Raw genomic sequence first — 19,559 nt, forward strand, 5'->3', positions numbered from 1 at the left:
GCCTGCTTAGCCAAGGTAAACGACAGGGTAAAGAAGTTATGATTCGCACCATGCTGCAAGGCAAGCTCCACCGCGTAAAAGTCACGCAGGCGGACCTGCACTACGAAGGTTCCTGTGCCATTGACCAGGATTTCCTTGATGCCTCCGGTATTCTGGAAAACGAAGCGATTGATATCTGGAACGTGACCAATGGGAAACGTTTCTCAACCTATGCCATTGCGGCTGAACGCGGCTCCAGAATCATCTCGGTGAACGGTGCAGCGGCGCACTGTGCTGAAGTTGGCGACATTGTGATTATCGCCAGCTTCGTCACCATGTCTGACGAAGAAGCCCGTACATGGCGGCCGAAAGTGGCCTATTTCGAAGGCGACAACGAAATGAAACGTACTGCAAAAGCCATTCCGGTACAGGTCGCCTGACAGCCCTTACCCCTGCGGCTGATTGACTATCAGCCGCGACATGGTTTCCAGCGAATCCGTGCGCAGAATATACAGCCGTTTTAGCAACATCGGGTTATCGCCAGGCTTCACCTTCCCTCTCACCGTGGTGACCGCCAGATGGAAACCGGCGTCTTTTGCTGCTTTGATCGCGGTCGCGTTATAGCCGCCAAAGGGATAAGAAAGATAAAATACGTGCGGAGTAAACTGTGCAAGCGCCCGCCGCGAGCGTTCAAAATCAAACAGAATATTATGGTAGCTGCGGCTATATAAAATCGGGCGACGATGCCCGTCTACCCGGTGTAAAAAGTGAGTATGTGACTGAAAATCAAAAACATCGCTTATCTTGCGCAATTCGGACACGCTCATAAATTGCAGCGACCTGGGATTCCATTTTTGCGGATGGCGCTTAATACGCGATGAGATAATAAATGCCGTCGCTTTCATACCGTACTGCTTTAATACCGGATACGCATAGCGACTCACCGATTTAAGACCATCGTCAAAGGTAATAGCCACCGCGCGCGCCGGGAAATTAGCGCGGTTATGGATGTAATCCTCCAGTTGGTACATCGTCAACGTGGCATAGCCGCGATCGCGAAGCCAGGTCATTTGGTTGCTGAATGCCCGAACCGAAGTCGTGGTGGACGTATGGCGAAAACGGGTATTCTCTTCATCACGTAAGATGTGATGGTAGGTCAAAATCGGAATGCCGTTGTCTTCCTGCGCATCCATGGCGCTGACATAAGCCAGCCTGCCGCCAATACGGATCTGATACCAGGTTTGATGTAGCCTGCCTTTCAGCTTGCTAATAATGGGGTAACGCAAATTATCCACTAATACGCCAAACGGGGCGCTACTGATGTCCGGCGCGTTATACACCGGCGTGTCCTTCCAGGTCACCAGATTCTGATTGCTGAGCGGCTTGTTAAGATCGCCCAGCCCATCTTCCACTTTTTGTTTTCCCTGCACGGATTCCAGATGGCCTTTATCGATAAACCCCTCGCCGAAGCCGAATTTAAAGGCATAATAATCAGCCGCAACAGGCGTTACGGAAAGAATTTGTCCGGCGCGGATATTCCCTACGGTCACCATTTTATCGCCAATCTGCGACCAGATGGCGGCGTCTTCCGTCGTTTGCATATAACGAGCGGGCAAGGCAGCCAACACATTACCGGCGAAAAAGAACAGCAAGATAAGAACAACGCGCATAACCATATATCATAACCGAGGCGAAAAAACGCCGTTATTGTAGCAAAAGCGTCGTCAATGGTATTGATCAAAACTCATACAAATCATTCAGCAATACAAAAGGCGGATTTTTCTGCTGCTGATGCCAGAGACTGGTGACATCCGGTGCGCCAAGCGCGACAATCTGGTCGCGAAATGCTGAACTGCTCATCGACTCTCGCAAAGGAAGCATTTCCTCTATCAATGAATAGCTAACACCTGAAATAACTTCACATTGAGAATGTTTATGGCTCATCAGCGACGCTACACGATAAGGCGCCGCGCCGGAAATGTCGGTTAAAAATATCACGCCTTCACCGGAGTCGGTGGCATGGAGGGCATCACACATCATACGGCTCAGCATGTTTGAGCTCAGGCCGCGCCAAAAATTGACCGCCCGGCATTGCGCCAACGGACCATTTTTTCTCTCCAGGCGATCAAGCATATCCTGTGCGCGATCGTCATGGCAGGTAATCACCCAACCTAACATAGCCTACCTCCTTAGCAGACAAGTAGTTTATCAGGGTTACCAATCAGGAATGATGACAGCCGTCAAAAGTCTCCTCTTCCCTCCAGGAGAAGAGGAGAATCGTATCAGCTACGCAAACCGCGTCCGCGCTGGATCAGCGACCAGCACAGCAGGTAGAAAGCGGCGATAAAGATCACCAGTACGCCAAATGTGGTGGCCAGCGGCACATCGTTAATACCGAGGAAGCCGTAGCGGAAGCCGCTGATCATGTAGACGATCGGGTTCAGGTGCGACAGCCCCTGCCAGAACGGCGGCAGCAGCGTCAGCGAATAGAACACGCCGCCGAGATAGGTCAGCGGCGTCAGCACGAAGGTCGGGATCAGGCTGATATCATCAAAAGTTTTGGCAAAAACCGCGTTCAGCAAACCGGCCAGCGAGAACAGAATCGCCGTCAGGATCAATGTCAGAGCCACAAATACCCAGGAATGCACCTGGAAAGGCACGAAAAAGAGCGAAATCGCCGTCACCAGAATCCCCACGCACAGCCCGCGCGCCACGCCGCCGCCGACAAATCCGGCGATGATCACGTGCGTTGGTACCGGCGCGACCAGCAGTTCCTCAATATTGCGCTGAAACTTGGCGCTAAAAAATGACGACGCGACATTCGCGTAGGAGTTAGTAATAACCGCCATCATAATCAGGCCCGGCACAATAAATTGCATATAGCTAAAACCATGCATTTCGCCGATGCGCGAACCAATCAAATTACCAAAAATAATAAAATAGAGCGTCATGGTGATGACGGGCGGCACCAGCGTTTGCACCCAGATCCGCATAAAGCGGTGGATCTCTTTCGCCCAGATGCTTTTAAGGGCAACCCAGTAAAGCTGCATCATGCGCGATCTCCTTGTTTTTCATGCACCAGCGACACAAACAGTTCTTCCAGACGGTTGGCTTTATTACGCATACTTAATACCTGAACCCCCTGCTCGCTCAGTTGGCTAAAGACGCTGTTAACCCCCTGCTCGCGCAACACTTCAACCTCCAGAGTCGAGGTATCCACCAGACGATATTGATAACCCGCAAGCTTAGGCAGCGGGCTTTTTGGCGCTAAATCCAGAATAAACGTCTCCGATTTCAGCTTTGAAATCAGATTTTTCATGGAGGTATTTTCCACCAGCTCGCCGTGCTGAATAATACCGATATTGCGGCACAGCATTTCCGCCTCTTCCAGATAGTGGGTGGTGAGAATAATCGTGGTGCCTTTGGCGTTTAAGTCTTTCAGGAATCCCCACATAGAGCGACGCAATTCGATATCGACGCCCGCCGTCGGCTCGTCGAGAATCAATAGCTTAGGTTCATGCATCAATGCGCGGGCGATCATCAGGCGGCGTTTCATCCCACCGGACAGCATCCGCGCGCGTTCACTACGTTTTTCCCACAGATCGAGCTGTTTTAAATACTTTTCGCTACGTAAAACCGCCTCTTTATGTTCCACGCCGTAATAACCGGCCTGATTCACTACGATCTGCTGCACCGTTTCAAACGGGTTAAAGTTAAACTCCTGTGGCACCAGTCCAAGCTGTCGCTTGGCGTTAACCACGTCTTTTTCCAGGTCATAACCAAAAACGTTAACGCGCCCGGACGTTTTATTCACCAATGAGCTGATAATACCGATGGTGGTCGATTTCCCTGCTCCATTTGGCCCCAGAAGCGCGTAAAAATCCCCCGCTTCGACCTGCAAATCTATGCCGCGCAGCGCCTGAACGCCGCCGGGATAGGTTTTTTTAAGTTGTTGAAGTTCCAGCGCAATGGTCATAAATTCTCACTTACTTTACGTTCTTACACTTTATATATGGTTTAAATAACTACGGAGTTGCCCTATATTAGCCCAACGCACTTATTTGGTTACAGGTCGTTAACTTCCATGAAAGACATAGATACACTCATCAGCAACAATGCACTATGGTCAAAAATGCTGGTGGAAGAGGACCCCGGATTTTTTGAGAAACTGGCGCAAGCGCAAAAACCGCGCTTTCTATGGATTGGATGTTCCGACAGCCGCGTTCCCGCAGAGCGTTTAACCGGGCTTGAACCGGGCGAATTGTTTGTTCACCGTAATGTGGCTAACCTGGTTATTCACACCGATCTGAACTGTCTCTCCGTGGTTCAGTATGCGGTTGATGTTCTGGAAGTTGAGCATATTATCATTTGCGGCCACTCCGGTTGCGGCGGTATCAAGGCTGCGGTAGAAAACCCTGAGCTGGGCTTGATTAATAACTGGCTGCTGCATATTCGCGACATCTGGCTTAAACATAGCTCGCTGTTGGGAAAAATGCCCGAAGAGCAACGTCTGGACGCGCTCTATGAATTGAACGTCATGGAGCAGGTCTATAACCTGGGACATTCCACCATTATGCAGTCAGCGTGGAAACGCGGGCAGAATGTGACCATTCACGGCTGGGCGTACAGTATCAATGATGGCCTGCTGCGCGATCTTGACGTCACCGCCACCAACAAAAAAACGCTGGAGAACGGCTATCATAAGGGTATCTCCGCCCTAAGTCTGAAATACATTCCCCACCAATAAGCCATTAGCTATAGGCCGGATAAGTCGCTTTAGCGACGCCATCCGGCATTTCTGCTCTTACTCGTCCAGCAGCACCACTTTACCGACATACGGTAGATGGCGATAACGCTGGGCGTAGTCAATACCGTACCCCACGACGAACTCATCAGGAATAGAGAAGCCGATAAACTCCACCGGGACATCCACTTCTCGACGAGACGGTTTATCCAGCAGCGTACAAATCGCCAGCGATTTCGGCTCGCGCAGGCCCAGGATTTCACGGACCTTCGACAGCGTATTACCGGAATCAATAATGTCTTCGACAATCAGCACGTCTTTACCGCGAATATCCTCATCCAGATCTTTGAGGATTTTCACGTCGCGGGTGGTGGACATGCCGCTACCATAGCTGGAGGCGGTCATAAAATCGACTTCATGAGGAACCTGGACTTCACGGCACAGGTCCGCCATAAACATAAATGAGCCACGCAACAGACCTACCAGCACCATTTCACTGCCGCTGTCTTTATAACGTTCGGTAATCTGACGACCCAGCTCGGCAATACGTGCTTTGATCTCCGCTTCGGGGATCATGACTTCAACAGTATGTTTCATATTTATAACCATATGATTTAAAAACAAATCACTCAATGCCGGTGACTAATAACGCCGCATTGACGCGCAAGGCACGCAGTATAACAGCAAACGTATTCATTCGCGGCATTTGATAAGAAAGCTCATTTTGTGATGACGATCACACATGTTAATTCCTATACTTAATTGCTACTAAAAAATTAACAATTTGGGATGGTGTCTTTTTATGGCAGAAAATAACGCACGATCGCCACGATTACTCGTGACGCTGACGGCCCTCTTTGCAGCACTTTGTGGGCTGTATCTTCTTATCGGAGGTGTCTGGCTGGTTGCTATTGGCGGTTCCTGGTACTACCCCATCGCGGGCCTCGTGATGCTGGTTGTGGCCGGATTGCTATGGCGCAGTAAACGTGCCGCGCTGTGGCTGTATGCCGCCCTGCTGCTGGCGACAATGATTTGGGGCGTGTGGGAAGTCGGGTTCGACTTCTGGGCGCTCACGCCGCGTAGCGATATCCTGGTGTTTTTCGGCATCTGGCTAATATTGCCGTTTGTCTGGCATCGGCTGGTGGTTCCTTCCAGCGGCGCAGTGGCGGCGCTGGTCGTGGCGCTGCTGATTAGCGGCGGCATTCTGACCTGGGCTGGCTTCAACGACCCGCAGGAGATCAACGGTACGCTTCGCGCCGACGCCACGCCCGCCGCAACAAGCTCGTCGATCGCCGACGAAGACTGGCCGGCCTATGGACGTAATCAGGAAGGCCAACGCTATTCGCCGCTGAAACAGATCACTGCGGATAACGTTCACCAACTGAAAGAAGCGTGGGTCTTCCGCACCGGCGATCTGAAACAACCCAACGATCCGGGCGAAATCACCAACGAAGTGACCCCGATTAAAGTCGGCGATACGCTCTACCTGTGTACGGCTCACCAGCGTCTGTTCGCACTAGACGCCGCCAGCGGTAAAGAGAAGTGGCATTTTGATCCTCAGTTGAAGACCGATTCGTCTTTCCAGCATGTGACCTGCCGCGGCGTCTCTTATCATGAGGCCAAAGCGGATACCGCCTCGCCGGAGGTCATCGCCGACTGTCCGCGCCGCATTATCCTTCCGGTCAATGACGGTCGCCTTTTCGCGGTGAATGCCGAAACCGGCAAGCTGTGTGAAACCTTCGCCAACAAAGGCGTCCTGAATCTGCAAACCAATATGCCGGACACCACGCCGGGACTGTATGAACCGACGTCGCCGCCGATTATCACCGATAAAACGATTGTCATTGCCGGTTCGGTCACGGATAACTTCTCTACCCGCGAAACGTCCGGCGTTATCCGTGGTTTTGACGTTAATACCGGTAAGCTACTGTGGGCCTTCGATCCGGGGGCGAAAGATCCGAACGCGATTCCAGCCGATGAGCACGCTTTTACCTTTAACTCGCCGAACTCCTGGGCGCCTGCCGCCTATGATGCGAAACTGGATCTGGTCTATCTGCCGATGGGCGTGACCACGCCGGATATCTGGGGCGGTAACCGCACGCCGGAGCAGGAACGTTATGCCAGCTCCATCCTGGCGCTGAATGCCACCACCGGGAAACTGGCCTGGAGTTATCAGACCGTCCATCACGATCTGTGGGATATGGACCTGCCGGCACAGCCGACGCTGGCGGATATCACCGTTAACGGTACCACCGTTCCGGTTATCTATGCGCCAGCGAAAACCGGTAATATCTTTGTGCTCGACAGACGTAATGGCGAGCTGGTCGTGCCCGCTCCGGAAAAACCGGTCCCACAGGGCGCGGCAAAAGGCGATTACGTCGCCAAAACTCAGCCGTTCTCTGATTTAACCTTCCGCCCGAAAAAAGATCTCTCCGGCGCGGATATGTGGGGCGCGACCATGTTCGACCAACTGGTGTGCCGCGTTATGTTCCACCAGTTGCGCTATGAAGGTATCTTCACTCCACCGTCCGAGCAGGGGACATTGGTATTCCCTGGCAACCTGGGGATGTTTGAATGGGGCGGTATTTCCGTCGATCCAGACCGTCAGGTCGCTATCGCTAACCCGATGGCGCTGCCGTTTGTCTCGAAGCTGATCCCACGCGGCCCGGGTAATCCGATGGAGCCGCCGAAAGACGCGAAAGGTACCGGTACAGAAGCAGGTATTCAGCCACAGTACGGCGTACCATTCGGCGTCACGCTGAATCCGTTCCTTTCGCCGTTTGGCCTGCCGTGTAAACAACCGGCCTGGGGCTATATTTCCGCGTTGGATCTGAAGACCAATGAAATCGTGTGGAAGAAACGTATAGGGACGCCGCGCGACAGTATGCCGTTCCCGATGCCGGTTCCGGTGCCGTTCAACATGGGGATGCCCATGCTCGGCGGGCCAATCTCAACCGCCGGTAACGTGCTGTTTATCGCCGCGACCGCCGACAACTACCTGCGCGCTTATAACATGAGCAACGGGGAAAAACTGTGGCAGGGACGTTTACCCGCCGGAGGCCAGGCAACGCCGATGACCTATGAGGTAAACGGTAAGCAGTACGTGGTCGTTTCTGCCGGAGGCCACGGTTCGTTTGGTACGAAGATGGGCGACTATATCGTCGCCTATGCTTTGCCTGACGACGCGAAATAACCATTAATGCCCGGCGTATGCCGGGCATTGTGCCGGGTGGCAGCTTCGCCTTACCCGGCCTGCGTCGGAGACATCGGTCAGACCGTAAATCCTAACATCATTCCCGTATCTTCATGTTCTAACAGATGACAGTGCGCCATATAGGCATGTTCCTTCGGCGCGTCGTGATCGAACTTGACCAGCACTTCGCTGATACCGCCCTCAACGCGTACCGTATCCTTCCAGCCCGTTCTGTGCGCCGCTGGCGCTTTGCCGTTCTCTGACAGAATACGGAACTGCGTGCCGTGAATATGGAAAGGATGCAGCATCATGTCGCCCACGCCGGAAATCACCCAACGTTCATGTCGGCCTTTTTGCGCCGCGAACATCGGTTTGTTCATATCGAAGACCTGGCCGTTGATAAAGTTAGCGTTATGGAAGTCGAATTTTCCGCCATGATTCATATTGCCCATCGCGCCATGATTCATCCCGCTGTGATCCATATTGCCATGATCCATCTCGCCATGCCCCATATTGCCGCCCTGCATATGCGCGTTCATGCTGTCATGATCCATGCCGCTCATCGCCTGAGCGCCATATTTCTTCATCAGCATTTGCATCCCCATCATATCAAGACGCGGGTCCATCGACAGTTTCAGGTTGCGCACCGTCAGCCCTTCCAGCAACGGCAACGCCGGCATCGTCGTCAACGTATCCGGCAACGTACCGGAGGCGGTAATCCGCAGCGGCTGGATACGCATCACCGGATGCGGTTTATCAAACGGAGCGATCGCCATTCCCATCTGGCTGACCGGCAGCGTCACCAGATCAAAGGCTTTCCCGTCGCTGATATCCACCAGCACTTCAAAACGCTCGCCCATTAATAACGGCAGTTCGGTGACTTTCACCGGCTCCGCCAGCAGGCCGCCATCGCTGGCGATCACATAAAGCGGGCGATTATCGCTGGCGGCGATATTCAGCGAACGCGCATTACAGCCATTCAACAAGCGCAGACGTAGCCAGCCTTTCGGCGCGGAATGCTGCGGATAGATAGCGCCATTGGTCAGCAGCGTATCGCCAAACCAGCCGACGGCGGCGGTCATAATATCCAGTTGATAATCAATCTGGCCATCGGCGGAGAAGCGTTTGTCCTGAATGATCACCGGCACATCGTCGATGCCCCACTGTTTCGGCAGGCGCAATTTGCGAATCTCGTCATCTTCAATCAGCACCAGTCCGGCAAGGCCCATCGCCACCTGGTGCCCGGTTTTGCCGTGTTTGTGCGGATGAATCCAGCAGGTCGCGGCGCGTTGCTGCGGCGTAAACGTCACCGTGCGGGTTCCGCCTGCGGGAATAATCCCCTGCGGGCCGCCGTCGACGATGCCCGGAATCTCCAGACCATGCCAGTGAAGCGTCGTGTCTTCGGCCAGTTGGTTATGGATATCAACGGTCACGCTTTTTCCTTTGTGAAGCTGTACCGCTGGCCCCAGCAAATTACCGTTGTAGCCCCAGGTTGTCGCGTTCTTACCGGCGAATGTGGACTGTCCGGCTTTAACAATTAACTGCATACGGTTGCTCGCATCTGCCGTTAACAGGTCAGGAATAGGCAACGCGGGACGTTCGGCGGCAAAAGCGGCGCGGCTCCACAGCGGCAGCGCTGATGCAACCCCCAGCGCCACTGAATATTTTAAGAAATCACGGCGTAACATAATCATTTCCTTATAATGAACAGGCGGGTGTCTAAGCTTAGACCCTGCCCTAACGGGAAGGTCAAGCCAGCAATACGTCTTTACCGTTCCTGACAGCAATACAACAAGAATGAAAACGCCGCGGCCAATTCTAATAATAAAAGTCGTCGCTACGTTCTCAGTATGCTAACGTTGACTTTCCCTGATGCCGTGGTAGAAGCAATGAAGACGTTTTTCAGACCCGTGTTGTTTGGCAGCCTGATGGCCTTATGCGCAAATAGCTATGCGCTTACTGAATCCGAAGCTGAAGATATGGCCGATTTAACGGCGGTTTTCGTTTTTCTGAAAAATGACTGTGGTTACCAAAATTTACCCAACAGTCAGATTCGCCGTGCGCTGGTCTTTTTTGCCCAGCAAAATCAGTGGGACCTGAGTAACTACGACACCTTCGATATGAAATCGTTGGGCGAAGACAGCTACCGCGATCTTAGCGGCATCGGTATTCCGGTCGCTAAAAAATGCAAAGCTCTGGCCCGCGATTCTCTGAGCCTGTTAGCCTACGTTAAATAATCCTCCGCGATCCTATTGCTGAAATAATGACCGTGCATCCACGGTCATTGTTAGCTATGATGTTGCGCCCTTTTTTTACGGGTGTTAACAATGGAGGTATCAGCCAATGGCCGAAAATACGATGTGGCATGAAACGCTACACGACCAGTTTGGTCAGTACTTTGCCGTAGACAACGTTCTGTATCATGAAAAAACCGATCACCAGGATTTAATCATCTTTGAAAACGCCGCTTTTGGCCGCGTGATGGCGCTGGACGGCGTGGTACAGACCACCGAACGCGACGAGTTTATTTATCATGAAATGATGACCCACGTCCCGCTGCTGGCGCACGGTCATGCGAAACACGTTCTGATTATCGGCGGCGGCGACGGCGCAATGCTACGTGAAGTTACCCGGCATAAAAATGTCGAAACCATCACCATGGTAGAGATAGACGCTGGCGTAGTCTCGTTTTGCCGCCAGTATTTACCCAACCACAATGCCGGCAGCTACGACGATCCGCGCTTTACGCTGGTAATCGACGACGGCGTGAATTTCGTCAATCAGACCCATCAGACCTTTGATGTGATCATTTCCGACTGTACCGATCCGATCGGCCCCGGCGAAAGCCTGTTTACCTCCGCCTTTTATGAAGGCTGTAAGCGTTGCCTGAATCCGGGCGGCATTTTTGTCGCCCAGAACGGCGTGTGCTTCCTGCAACAGGATGAAGCGCTCGACAGCCACCGCAAGCTGAGTCATTACTTCAGCGATGTCGGCTTCTACCAGGCGGCGATTCCGACCTATTACGGCGGCATTATGACCTTCGCCTGGGCGACGGACAACGACGCTCTTCGTCACCTGTCGAGCGAAATTATTCAGGCGCGTTTTCATGTCGCCGGCCTCAAATGTCGCTATTACAACCCGGCTATTCATGCCGCTGCATTTGCGCTACCGCAATATCTACATGACGCACTGTCCGCACAGTGACGTTAAGGAGGTGATAAAAATTGAAAAAGCTGAAACTGCATGGCTTTAACAATCTGACGAAAAGCCTGAGTTTTTGTATTTACGATATCTGCTACGCCAAAACCGCAGAAGAGCGCGATGGTTATATCGCCTATATCGATGAACTCTATAACGCCAACCGACTGACCGAGATCCTGTCGGAGACCTGCTCCATTATCGGCGCGAACATCCTGAACATCGCCCGTCAGGATTATGAACCGCAGGGCGCCAGCGTCACGATTCTGGTGAGCGAAGAGCCGATCGACCCGAAACTTATCGACCAAACCGAACATCCCGGCCCGCTGCCGGAAACCGTGGTGGCGCACCTCGATAAGAGTCATATCTGTATGCATACCTATCCGGAAAGCCATCCGGAAGGCGGGCTATGCACCTTTCGCGCCGACATCGAAGTGTCAACCTGCGGGGTGATTTCACCGCTAAAAGCGCTCAATTACCTGATCCACCAGCTAGAGTCCGATATTGTCACCATCGATTACCGCGTGCGCGGCTTTACGCGCGACGTCAACGGTATGAAGCACTTTATCGATCATGAGATTAATTCTATTCAGAATTTTATGTCGGAAGATATGAAGTCGCTGTATGACATGGTGGATGTAAACGTGTATCAGGAAAATATTTTCCATACCAAGATGCTGCTTAAGGAGTTCGATCTTAAGCACTACATGTTTCACACCAAACCGGAAGATCTCACTGAAACCGAACGCCAGGAGATCACCGCCGCGCTGTGGAAAGAGATGCGCGAGATTTACTACGGCCGCAATATTTCTGCGGTCTGATTCACCACTGGCAGCGCCTGACGGCGCTGTCACTCCGGCTGCACCAGCGTTAGCGCAAAAGCGCGCCCTTTCAGTTCAACCTGCGCTGACGGCGGCAGATTGACGTCGGTAATCACATCATTAAAGCGCTCAAGCGGCACCACATTAAAGAGCGAATGCGCGCCATACTTACTGCTGTCCGCCAGCAACACTTTGCGCTGCGCATTAGCAATAATCTCCTGTTTAAGCCCGGCCTTATCTTCCGTTGGGGTCGTCACGCCCGTTTTTACCCCCCATGAATTACAGCTCATAAACGCGATGTTCGGATACACGCTACGCAACAGCTTACGCCCATGCTCACCGATACAGGACTGACTGCTGTCATCGATACGACCGCCGACAATCGTCACTTCAATTTGCCGGAACTCAGCTAAAAACAGCGCAATATGCAGATCGACGGTGATGACCCGCAGCGGAAGATGGGTTAAGCATTTCGCCAGCTCCATCATTGTCGTACCGGCATCCAGCACGACGGCATCGCCAGCATTCACCAGCGATGCGGCAACGCGTGCGATCGCCCGTTTTTCAGCGGGCGATCGCAGTTGTTTTTCATTGGTGGTAGGCTGGGCGGGTTCAAAACGCCGCAGCGCCACGCCGCCATGACTACGGCTGATCACGCCCTGCTCATCCAGCTTGATCAAATCGCGACGGATAGTGGCTGGCGATGCGTCAACCGCCTCAACCAGCTGTTCTACCGTAACCAGCGTATGGTTTTTCAGATACGCCACAATGAGATCCAGACGGTGTTGTCCTTTCATAACAGGGAATTATGCCAGTTGCATTGCCAGTTTGATCGATACGGCCATGCTCTCAGATTTTGCTTTTCCCGTCCAGGCGATATCAAATGCGGTGCCATGATCGGCAGAAGTCCGGATAAACGGCAGCCCTGCGGTGATATTCACGCCATCATAAAAGCCAAGCAATTTCAACGGGATATGCCCCTGATCATGATACATCGCCACCACCATATCATACTGTCCCTCATAAGCCTGGAGAAATACAGTATCCGGCGGGCACGGCCCATAAACGTCCATACCTTTTGCGCGGGCATCGGTAATGGCTGGCGTCAGGATACGCGTCTCTTCATCGCCAAACAGGCCATTCTCGCCCGCATGAGGATTCACGCCTGCCACGGCGATACGCGGTTTAACGTAACCCACACGCTTGAGGAAAGTATCAGCAATACCAATCACCGTGTCGACACGCGCGGTACTTAACGTATCAAGGAATTTACGCAGCGCGATATGCGTTGAAACGTGAATTACTTTTAGTTTATCGGTGTAAAGTACCATCGCGTAATCACGGCTATGGGTCAGGGTCGCGAGCAGCTCGGTATGGCCCGGATAGTTGTGCCCCGCCAGGTGCAGCGCCTCTTTATTTAGCGGCGCGGTAGCGATAGCCTGTACATCGCCCCGTAACGCTAACTCGGTGGCGCGCTTCACGCAGCGATACGCTAAATCCCCCGCCTGCGCCTGAACTTTCCCGGCCTCCAGCGCCTCCGGCTGCGCCAGCGGCTCATCAATCACATGAATGATGCCGGGCGCAAAACGCGCTTCGGCGACCCGTTCAATGGCCCGTAACTCGACGTTCGGCGTGATGCCCTTCGCCTGTAAACGTTTCAACGTTGCGAGGCATCCAATAACCACCAGCGGCGCGCCGTTGAGACCGTCTTCGCTTAGCGCTTTAACAATAATTTCCGGCCCAATGCCCGCTGGATCGCCCATGGTAATGGCAACGGTTTTAGTCTCCACAATACATCTCCTCAATATAATAAAGCGCGTCACACAACGTACTGTCTGAACCGAATCCACCCGCTTTGGTAATGACCGGCAGATCGTCAATTTCGCTGTTTACAAACGTTCCACAGGGAATACAGGGCGCCACCTCGCTCTGAATGCGATAACCTTCAGCGCCAAGCGCGCCGGCGACGGCGGTAGCGATATCGCCGCCGGTCAGAAACAGCCCACCAATCCGCGCCTGCTCGATAATGTTTAACGTGACGACGCCAAGCCGCTGGCTCAGTCGCTCGCCCAATTGCTGACGGCTCATCGCGGATTTTTCGCACAGCGCGTCGATTAACTGTCGATCTTCTGCGCGACGGCTGGTGCGTAAAATCGTATGTCGATGCTGACTTAACAGCGCGCAGGCCTGCTCTACGACAGACGCGATTTCCTGTTCCGCGCTATCCGACACCATGCGCGCGGCATCGATATCCACGACCTCCGCACGTCCCCGGCACAGCGCATTATCCACCTGACGTCGCGTGGCTTCGCTCATCGAACCGGCCACCACCAGCACCGGCAGCCGCTGCCGGTCTTGCATAAAAAGTTCAACCGGCAACGCATTCGCCAGACCAGCTGCGCCGACGAGCAGCGGCATCGACGGTTGTTCGCACGCCGCTTGCGCAATCAACGTCAGGTCCCGCTCTTCTACCGCATCCACGACGATAATCCCTTCGCCCTCAGCCGCATAAGCCGTAAGTAAGGCGCTTAACCCACCGCGTCGAACATCCTGCAAAAAGACTTCATACACAGGGATCTCACTTTGCAACGCCACTATCTCGGCAATACGGGAAGAGACAATGGGCGTTTTCGGATCGCTGGCAAATTCGGTTTCCAGTAGCGGGACGCCATTAACCAGACATTTTCCTTCAAGCGTCGTGCGTCCGGCCGCAGGGATCGCCGCGGCGATAACGGCCAGTTTTCGCTGACTGGCGCGCATGGCCGCCGTCACTTCGGCACCGATATTACCGCGAAATGTGGAGTCGATTTTTTTGTACACCAGCGGCGCTGGCGATGTCTCACACCACGGGGAAAGCGCGGCATAAACGGCAGATGCCGCCTGATCTGCGGGCATCGCCCGGCTTTCGGTGTTAATGACTAACACATCGGCGCGGCGGGACGGTTTTTGCGACGCGCTCAACATGACTTCCGTTCTCGCCCCCTTCTTCGCCAACTGGACGCCGGTATCATTCGATCCGGTAAAATCATCGGCGATAACCATCATTTTCATGCGTTTTTCTCCAAAGAAGCCTGACGCGCCTGTTTTTTCGCAACCCAGGAGGTCAACACTGGCGTCAGGATTGCCGTGGTGATCACCGAGGCGGCAATCAGCGGAGCGGCAGCAGCGGCCACCTCGGCGAGCGAAGGGTCGGCCTGCGCAATAGCCAGCGGCGTCGCAACGGCATTACCCGCGGTGCTGGAGGCCGCCGCCCCGGCAATGCCAGTTCCGCCAACCAGACGATCTGCACGGATATTAAAGAAACCGCCAACGAACGTTGTCAGCACGCCGAGCAGAATTCCGGCAAGTCCACCTTGCAGTAACATTTCCAGGTTGATGCCCGCCCCCAGCGCAAAAGCAAAGAAAGGAATGAGCAGCGGGCCGCCTTTGGTCAAAAAATCGCGCATATGAGGATCAAGATTGCCGAGGATCATGCCGACAACCAGCGGAACCAGCACCGCCACCAGCGCCATAATGGGAATGTTCGCCATCCCTGCCGCGCCCAGCGCAATCATCGTAAAGAAAGGGCCATCATTAAGAGACAAAATAGAGATAGCGCCGACGTCGCGCTCATTGCCGAATTCGCCTACCAACGCAGCATAAAGTCCGCCATTCGAATTGCTCATCGCCGCGATAATCGCCACGCCGCTCAGGCCAAAAATACCCTCCGCGCCGAAAAGATGCTCCACGCCCAGGCCAATCCCGATGGCGACAAGCAACTTAGTGAGCGTAATCGTCCCGCCCTGCAATAACGCCTGGGGCGCGGCTTTCACACTGATACCGGCTCCCATACACAGCAGAAAAGCGCCAATCAGCGGTGCCGCGCCGTTTTTAAATAAGGCGGTGGTAAAACCGCCAATCTCAAGCGCCTGCGGGGCGAAGGTGTTAATGACTGCGCCAATAACGAGCGGTACGACCATCATGCCGCCGGGTACGCGCTCTATTGCTTTTTTGATGTTCATGGTCTTACCGCCTGTTGCTTGTTGTGATTTAATAAAATCATAACGATTATATTCAATCAAATTAAGATCACAAACGCGTCAGATCACAGTTTTAAAATGATTAATTAAAATCAAAAAATCATTCTGCTATAAAAAAGCCGGGATACTCCCGGCTGGAATGCGTGGTGATTTCGTTTCCACTACCGCCCCAACTGTCCGTCGACTGGCATTGCGGGACAATAACGAAGAGAGAGTCAGGCTTTACTGACGAATTCCCGATACGCGGCGACGACCCGTAGAAAATCCTCCATGCCGCACAGGGATAAACTCTCTTCATCGTAATAACTCATCCCCTCTTCCATCTCATCGCCGGAAAAATCCAGCTGATTGGCGCGAATCATCACCTCTTCGCCGTCCATCCAGATCGTGTATTCATGCCCTGCTCGTTGCCAGGAGCGTTCGCTGCCTTTGACCGTACGCGCGGCTTGTTCTACTTCATCCAGTAGCGATAGGTTGTCTTTAACCTCTTCATTAAACCAGTGACCGACCACCTCGTGGCCCATCGACATTCGTACCTTTACCCCTCCGGTAACGTCGCGCAGAAATTCGTAATCCATAATTGTTTTCCTCTGCAAAGCCCTTACAGTCATTATCGCAGCAGCGGAGAAGAAAAAAAGCGGGAACAGCAGGCGGAATGGAAATAAAAATCCACCGCAGTTGCGATGGGTGTTGTAGGCCCGGTAAGCGTAGCCGCCACCGGGCAATAAGAAGCGTAGGCATGGTAAGCCTGACGCCGTCAGGCAAATTACACCGCAGTCTGGAAAATCACGCCATCTGCTTTCTCAGTGTACTGAGAGAGCTGGTCGAAGTTCAGGTAACGGTAGGTATCCACCGCCGTCTTATCCACCTGCGCCACAAAGGTCTGGTACTCTTCCGGCGTTGGCAGTTTGCCGATCAGCGCCGCCACCGCCGCCAGCTCCGCAGAGGCCAGGTAGACGTTCGCCCCGGTACCTAAACGGTTCGGGAAGTTACGGGTAGAGGTAGAGACCACCGTCGCACCGTCGGCCACACGCGCCTGGTTCCCCATACACAGGGAACAGCCAGGGATTTCGATGCGCGCACCGCTCTTACCGAACACGCTGTAGTAGCCTTCTTCGGTCAATTGCGCGGCGTCCATACGGGTTGGCGGCGCTACCCACAGGCGGGTCGGCAACTGGCCTTTGTGATTATCCAGCAGCTTACCGGCGGCGCGGAAGTGGCCGATGTTGGTCATGCAGGAACCGATGAACACTTCGTCGATCTTCTCGCCCTGCACGTCAGACAGCAGACGCGCGTCGTCCGGATCGTTCGGCGCACACAGGATTGGCTCTTTGATATCCGCCAGATCGATGTCGATCACCGCCGCGTACTCTGCGTCGGCATCGGCTTCCAGCAGCTGCGGATCCGCCAGCCATTTTTCCATACCCTGGATACGACGTTCCAGCGTACGACGGTCGCCGTAGCCTTCCGCAATCATCCACTTCAGCAGGACGATGTTGGAGGTCAGGTATTCAACAATCGGCTCTTTGTTCAGCTTGATGGTACAACCGGCAGCGGAACGCTCGGCGGAAGCATCGGTCAGCTCAAACGCCTGCTCGACTTTCAGATCCGGCAGACCTTCGATTTCCAGGATGCGGCCAGAGAAGATGTTTTTCTTGCCTTTCTTCTCAACGGTCAGCAGGCCCTGTTTGATGGCGTACAGCGGGATGGCGTGTACCAGATCGCGCAGGGTGATGCCCGGCTGCATTTTGCCTTTGAAGCGCACCAGCACGGATTCCGGCATATCCAGCGGCATCACGCCGGTCGCGGCGGCAAACGCCACCAGGCCTGAGCCCGCCGGGAAGGAGATACCGATCGGGAAACGGGTATGGGAGTCACCGCCGGTACCGACGGTATCCGGCAGCAGCATACGGTTCAGCCAGGAGTGGATCACGCCGTCGCCCGGACGCAGAGAGACACCGCCGCGGTTCATAATGAAGTCTGGCAGCGTGTGGTGCGTGGTGACGTCAACCGGCTTCGGATAGGCTGCGGTGTGGCAGAAGGACTGCATCACCAGATCGGCGGAGAATCCCAGACAGGCCAGGTCTTTCAGCTCGTCGCGGGTCATCGGGCCGGTCGTATCCTGAGAACCGACGGAGGTCATTTTCGGTTCGCAGTACGCGCCCGGACGGATACCTTTCACACCACAGGCGCGACCGACCATTTTCTGTGCCAGCGAGAAGCCACGGCTGCTTTCCGCCACGTCTTTTGCCTGACGGAAAACGTCTGAGTGCGGCAGCCCCAGCGCTTCACGCGCTTTGGTGGTCAGGCCACGGCCGATAATCAGCGGAATACGACCACCGGCACGCACTTCGTCAATCAGCACGTCGGTTTTCAGTTCGAAGGTTGCCAGTAGCTCGCCGGTTTCATGATTGCGCACTTCGCCTTTGTACGGGTAAACGTCAATCACATCGCCCATATTCAGGTTAGAAACGTCAACTTCAATCGGCAGTGCGCCCGCATCTTCCATGGTGTTAAAGAAGATAGGCGCAATTTTGCCGCCAAGGCACAAACCGCCGCCGCGCTTATTCGGCACGTTCGGGATGTCATCGCCCATGAACCACAGCACGGAGTTGGTCGCGGATTTACGGGAAGAACCGGTGCCCACCACGTCACCCACGTAAGCCAGCGGGTAGCCTTTTTTCTGTAATGCTTCGATTTGTTTGATGGAGCCGACAACGCCTGGCTGATCCGGCTCAATGCCTTCACGGGCGTTTTTCAGCATCGCCTGCGCATGTAACGGGATATCCGGTCTCGACCACGCATCCGGCGCCGGAGAGAGATCGTCGGTATTCGTTTCGCCGGTCACTTTGAAAACGGTGACGGTGATTTTTTCCGCCAGCGGCGGACGGCTCAGGAACCATTCGGCGTCGGCCCAGGATTGCATCACCTGTTTGGCATATTCATTGCCCGCTTTGGCTTTCTCTTCTACGTCGTAGAAGTTATCGAACATCAGCAGGGTGTGAGACAGCGCTTTGGCAGCAATCGGCGCCAGTTTCGCATCGTCCAGCGCATCAATCAGCGGATGAATGTTGTAACCACCCTGCATGGTGCCCAGCAGTTCAATGGCTTTTTCTGGGGAGACCAGCGGGGAGGTGGTGTCGCCTTTCGCGACAGCAGCGAGAAAACCGGCTTTAACATAAGCGGCTTCATCTACGCCAGGAGGAACGCGGTTGATCAACAGGTCTAACAGGAATTCTTCTTCGCCCACAGGCGGGGTCTTCAGCAGCTCGACAAGCGCAGCCATTTGGGTTGCGTCCAAAGGTTTCGGCACAATCCCCTGGGCAGCACGCTCAGCTACGTGCTTACGGTATTCTTCTAGCACGACGATATCTCCTCGCTCTCATTGTCATAATGCGGCGCTTTTGTTGATGGGCGATTCTCTTCACGCTCCTGTGAGACAGTAGTTAGTAGGGTAAATGCCCGGTACCGCGTAAGGCACAATAACAGGATTTTCTTTAAGTGTTAATCTGTTTACAAAAAAGCAACATAAAAAAGTGGCTGAATCGTTAAGGATAGTCTAATGCTCTACTGAGACGGGAGCTGCAGCCATAAATGCTTACCTC

At 53.9% G+C, this 19,559-nt stretch carries 18 protein-coding genes; 6 read left to right on the forward strand and 12 right to left on the reverse strand.

Annotation, left to right across the window (positions count from 1 at the left end):
* The first annotated feature begins 38 nt into the window (after window positions 1-38).
* The gene (panD, locus tag ACLD11_RS13445) at window positions 39-419 is read left to right on the forward strand and encodes an aspartate 1-decarboxylase (RefSeq protein ID WP_000621526.1); all 381 of its coding nucleotides are present in this window, start codon (window positions 39-41) and stop codon (window positions 417-419) included.
* 6 nt (window positions 420-425) lie between these two features.
* Here panD and ACLD11_RS13450 read toward each other — a convergent pair whose 3' ends face one another.
* The 4 genes from ACLD11_RS13450 to ACLD11_RS13465 form a co-directional block, all read right to left on the reverse strand.
* Complete coding sequence (locus ACLD11_RS13450) at window positions 426-1,655, reverse strand: polysaccharide deacetylase family protein (RefSeq protein WP_411014997.1); 1,230 nt, start codon at window positions 1,653-1,655, stop codon at window positions 426-428.
* A gap of 61 nt (window positions 1,656-1,716) precedes the next feature.
* The gene (locus ACLD11_RS13455) at window positions 1,717-2,157 is read right to left on the reverse strand and encodes a PTS sugar transporter subunit IIA (protein ID WP_411011778.1); all 441 of its coding nucleotides are present in this window, start codon (window positions 2,155-2,157) and stop codon (window positions 1,717-1,719) included.
* Window positions 2,158-2,261: 104 nt separating this feature from the next.
* Window positions 2,262-3,032 carry an ABC transporter permease gene (locus tag ACLD11_RS13460; protein ID WP_350367769.1) on the reverse strand — a complete coding sequence of 257 codons (771 nt, stop codon included), beginning with the start codon at window positions 3,030-3,032 and terminating at the stop codon, window positions 2,262-2,264.
* On the reverse strand, window positions 3,029-3,955 hold the full coding sequence (locus ACLD11_RS13465) for an ABC transporter ATP-binding protein (RefSeq protein WP_411014998.1): 927 nt from the start codon (window positions 3,953-3,955) through the stop codon (window positions 3,029-3,031). Before ACLD11_RS13465 ends, ACLD11_RS13460 begins: the two co-directional genes overlap by 4 nt.
* Before the next feature lie 108 nt (window positions 3,956-4,063).
* Here ACLD11_RS13465 and can point away from each other — a divergent pair, with 108 nt between their 5' ends.
* Entirely contained in the window at window positions 4,064-4,726 is a 663-nt protein-coding gene (gene can, locus ACLD11_RS13470; protein WP_000651590.1) for a carbonate dehydratase, read from the forward strand.
* Between the two features lie 57 nt (window positions 4,727-4,783).
* Here the strand turns inward: can and hpt are convergent, their stop codons facing one another.
* Entirely contained in the window at window positions 4,784-5,320 is a 537-nt protein-coding gene (gene hpt, locus ACLD11_RS13475) for a hypoxanthine phosphoribosyltransferase (protein WP_000683341.1), read from the reverse strand.
* Window positions 5,321-5,525: 205 nt separating this feature from the next.
* Here hpt and ACLD11_RS13480 point away from each other — a divergent pair, with 205 nt between their 5' ends.
* Complete coding sequence (locus ACLD11_RS13480) at window positions 5,526-7,916, forward strand: glucose/quinate/shikimate family membrane-bound PQQ-dependent dehydrogenase (protein ID WP_000829733.1); 2,391 nt, start codon at window positions 5,526-5,528, stop codon at window positions 7,914-7,916.
* Window positions 7,917-7,993: 77 nt separating this feature from the next.
* Here ACLD11_RS13480 and cueO read toward each other — a convergent pair whose 3' ends face one another.
* Window positions 7,994-9,604 carry a multicopper oxidase CueO gene (gene cueO / locus ACLD11_RS13485; RefSeq protein ID WP_172496673.1) on the reverse strand — a complete coding sequence of 537 codons (1,611 nt, stop codon included), beginning with the start codon at window positions 9,602-9,604 and terminating at the stop codon, window positions 7,994-7,996.
* A 201-nt stretch (window positions 9,605-9,805) separates the two neighbouring features.
* Here cueO and ACLD11_RS13490 point away from each other — a divergent pair, with 201 nt between their 5' ends.
* The 3 genes from ACLD11_RS13490 (at window position 9,806) to speD (ending at window position 11,935) form a co-directional block, all read left to right on the forward strand.
* Window positions 9,806-10,153 carry a YacC family pilotin-like protein gene (locus ACLD11_RS13490; RefSeq protein ID WP_000846613.1) on the forward strand — a complete coding sequence of 116 codons (348 nt, stop codon included), beginning with the start codon at window positions 9,806-9,808 and terminating at the stop codon, window positions 10,151-10,153.
* Window positions 10,154-10,259: 106 nt separating this feature from the next.
* Window positions 10,260-11,120 carry a polyamine aminopropyltransferase gene (speE, locus tag ACLD11_RS13495; RefSeq protein WP_411011781.1) on the forward strand — a complete coding sequence of 287 codons (861 nt, stop codon included), beginning with the start codon at window positions 10,260-10,262 and terminating at the stop codon, window positions 11,118-11,120.
* A gap of 20 nt (window positions 11,121-11,140) precedes the next feature.
* Entirely contained in the window at window positions 11,141-11,935 is a 795-nt protein-coding gene (gene speD, locus ACLD11_RS13500) for an adenosylmethionine decarboxylase (protein WP_411014999.1), read from the forward strand.
* Between the two features lie 29 nt (window positions 11,936-11,964).
* On the opposite strand, the gene ACLD11_RS13505 is transcribed toward speD, so the two are convergent.
* The 6 genes from ACLD11_RS13505 to acnB all read right to left on the reverse strand — a co-directional run bounded on the left by ACLD11_RS13505 (window position 11,965) and on the right by acnB (window position 19,318).
* Window positions 11,965-12,732: a DeoR/GlpR family DNA-binding transcription regulator gene (locus ACLD11_RS13505; protein WP_000678254.1), complete on the reverse strand. Its 768-nt coding sequence runs from the start codon at window positions 12,730-12,732 to the stop codon at window positions 11,965-11,967.
* A gap of 9 nt (window positions 12,733-12,741) precedes the next feature.
* On the reverse strand, window positions 12,742-13,725 hold the full coding sequence (locus tag ACLD11_RS13510; RefSeq protein WP_183060624.1) for a D-threonate 4-phosphate dehydrogenase: 984 nt from the start codon (window positions 13,723-13,725) through the stop codon (window positions 12,742-12,744).
* Window positions 13,715-14,986, reverse strand: a complete 1,272-nt coding sequence (gene dtnK / locus ACLD11_RS13515; protein ID WP_000783302.1) for a D-threonate kinase — start codon at window positions 14,984-14,986, stop codon at window positions 13,715-13,717. Before dtnK ends, ACLD11_RS13510 begins: the two co-directional genes overlap by 11 nt.
* Window positions 14,983-15,936 (reverse strand): 2-keto-3-deoxygluconate permease 1, encoded by a 954-nt coding sequence (locus ACLD11_RS13520; RefSeq protein ID WP_001022089.1) that lies wholly within the window; start codon window positions 15,934-15,936, stop codon window positions 14,983-14,985. Before ACLD11_RS13520 ends, dtnK begins: the two co-directional genes overlap by 4 nt.
* Before the next feature lie 233 nt (window positions 15,937-16,169).
* On the reverse strand, window positions 16,170-16,532 hold the full coding sequence (yacL, locus tag ACLD11_RS13525; RefSeq protein ID WP_000384308.1) for a protein YacL: 363 nt from the start codon (window positions 16,530-16,532) through the stop codon (window positions 16,170-16,172).
* Window positions 16,533-16,720: 188 nt separating this feature from the next.
* The gene (acnB, locus tag ACLD11_RS13530) at window positions 16,721-19,318 is read right to left on the reverse strand and encodes a bifunctional aconitate hydratase 2/2-methylisocitrate dehydratase (protein WP_411015000.1); all 2,598 of its coding nucleotides are present in this window, start codon (window positions 19,316-19,318) and stop codon (window positions 16,721-16,723) included.
* Window positions 19,319-19,559 lie beyond the last annotated feature (241 nt).

This window comes from Salmonella sp. 741265116_PST (genome assembly GCF_046567715.1).
Lineage (GTDB): Bacteria > Pseudomonadota > Gammaproteobacteria > Enterobacterales > Enterobacteriaceae > Salmonella > Salmonella enterica.

Coding starts and splice junctions, on each gene's coding strand:
- panD (WP_000621526.1), top strand. CDS start 39: ATGATTCGCACCATGCTGCAAGGCAAGCTCCACCGCGTAAAAGTCACG.
- ACLD11_RS13450 (WP_411014997.1), bottom strand. CDS start 1,655: ATGGTTATGCGCGTTGTTCTTATCTTGCTGTTCTTTTTCGCCGGTAAT.
- ACLD11_RS13455 (WP_411011778.1), bottom strand. CDS start 2,157: ATGTTAGGTTGGGTGATTACCTGCCATGACGATCGCGCACAGGATATG.
- ACLD11_RS13460 (WP_350367769.1), bottom strand. CDS start 3,032: ATGATGCAGCTTTACTGGGTTGCCCTTAAAAGCATCTGGGCGAAAGAG.
- ACLD11_RS13465 (WP_411014998.1), bottom strand. CDS start 3,955: ATGACCATTGCGCTGGAACTTCAACAACTTAAAAAAACCTATCCCGGC.
- can (WP_000651590.1), top strand. CDS start 4,064: ATGAAAGACATAGATACACTCATCAGCAACAATGCACTATGGTCAAAA.
- hpt (WP_000683341.1), bottom strand. CDS start 5,320: ATGAAACATACTGTTGAAGTCATGATCCCCGAAGCGGAGATCAAAGCA.
- ACLD11_RS13480 (WP_000829733.1), top strand. CDS start 5,526: ATGGCAGAAAATAACGCACGATCGCCACGATTACTCGTGACGCTGACG.
- cueO (WP_172496673.1), bottom strand. CDS start 9,604: ATGTTACGCCGTGATTTCTTAAAATATTCAGTGGCGCTGGGGGTTGCA.
- ACLD11_RS13490 (WP_000846613.1), top strand. CDS start 9,806: ATGAAGACGTTTTTCAGACCCGTGTTGTTTGGCAGCCTGATGGCCTTA.
- speE (WP_411011781.1), top strand. CDS start 10,260: ATGGCCGAAAATACGATGTGGCATGAAACGCTACACGACCAGTTTGGT.
- ACLD11_RS13505 (WP_000678254.1), bottom strand. CDS start 12,732: ATGAAAGGACAACACCGTCTGGATCTCATTGTGGCGTATCTGAAAAAC.
- dtnK (WP_000783302.1), bottom strand. CDS start 14,986: ATGAAAATGATGGTTATCGCCGATGATTTTACCGGATCGAATGATACC.
- ACLD11_RS13520 (WP_001022089.1), bottom strand. CDS start 15,936: ATGAACATCAAAAAAGCAATAGAGCGCGTACCCGGCGGCATGATGGTC.
- yacL (WP_000384308.1), bottom strand. CDS start 16,532: ATGGATTACGAATTTCTGCGCGACGTTACCGGAGGGGTAAAGGTACGA.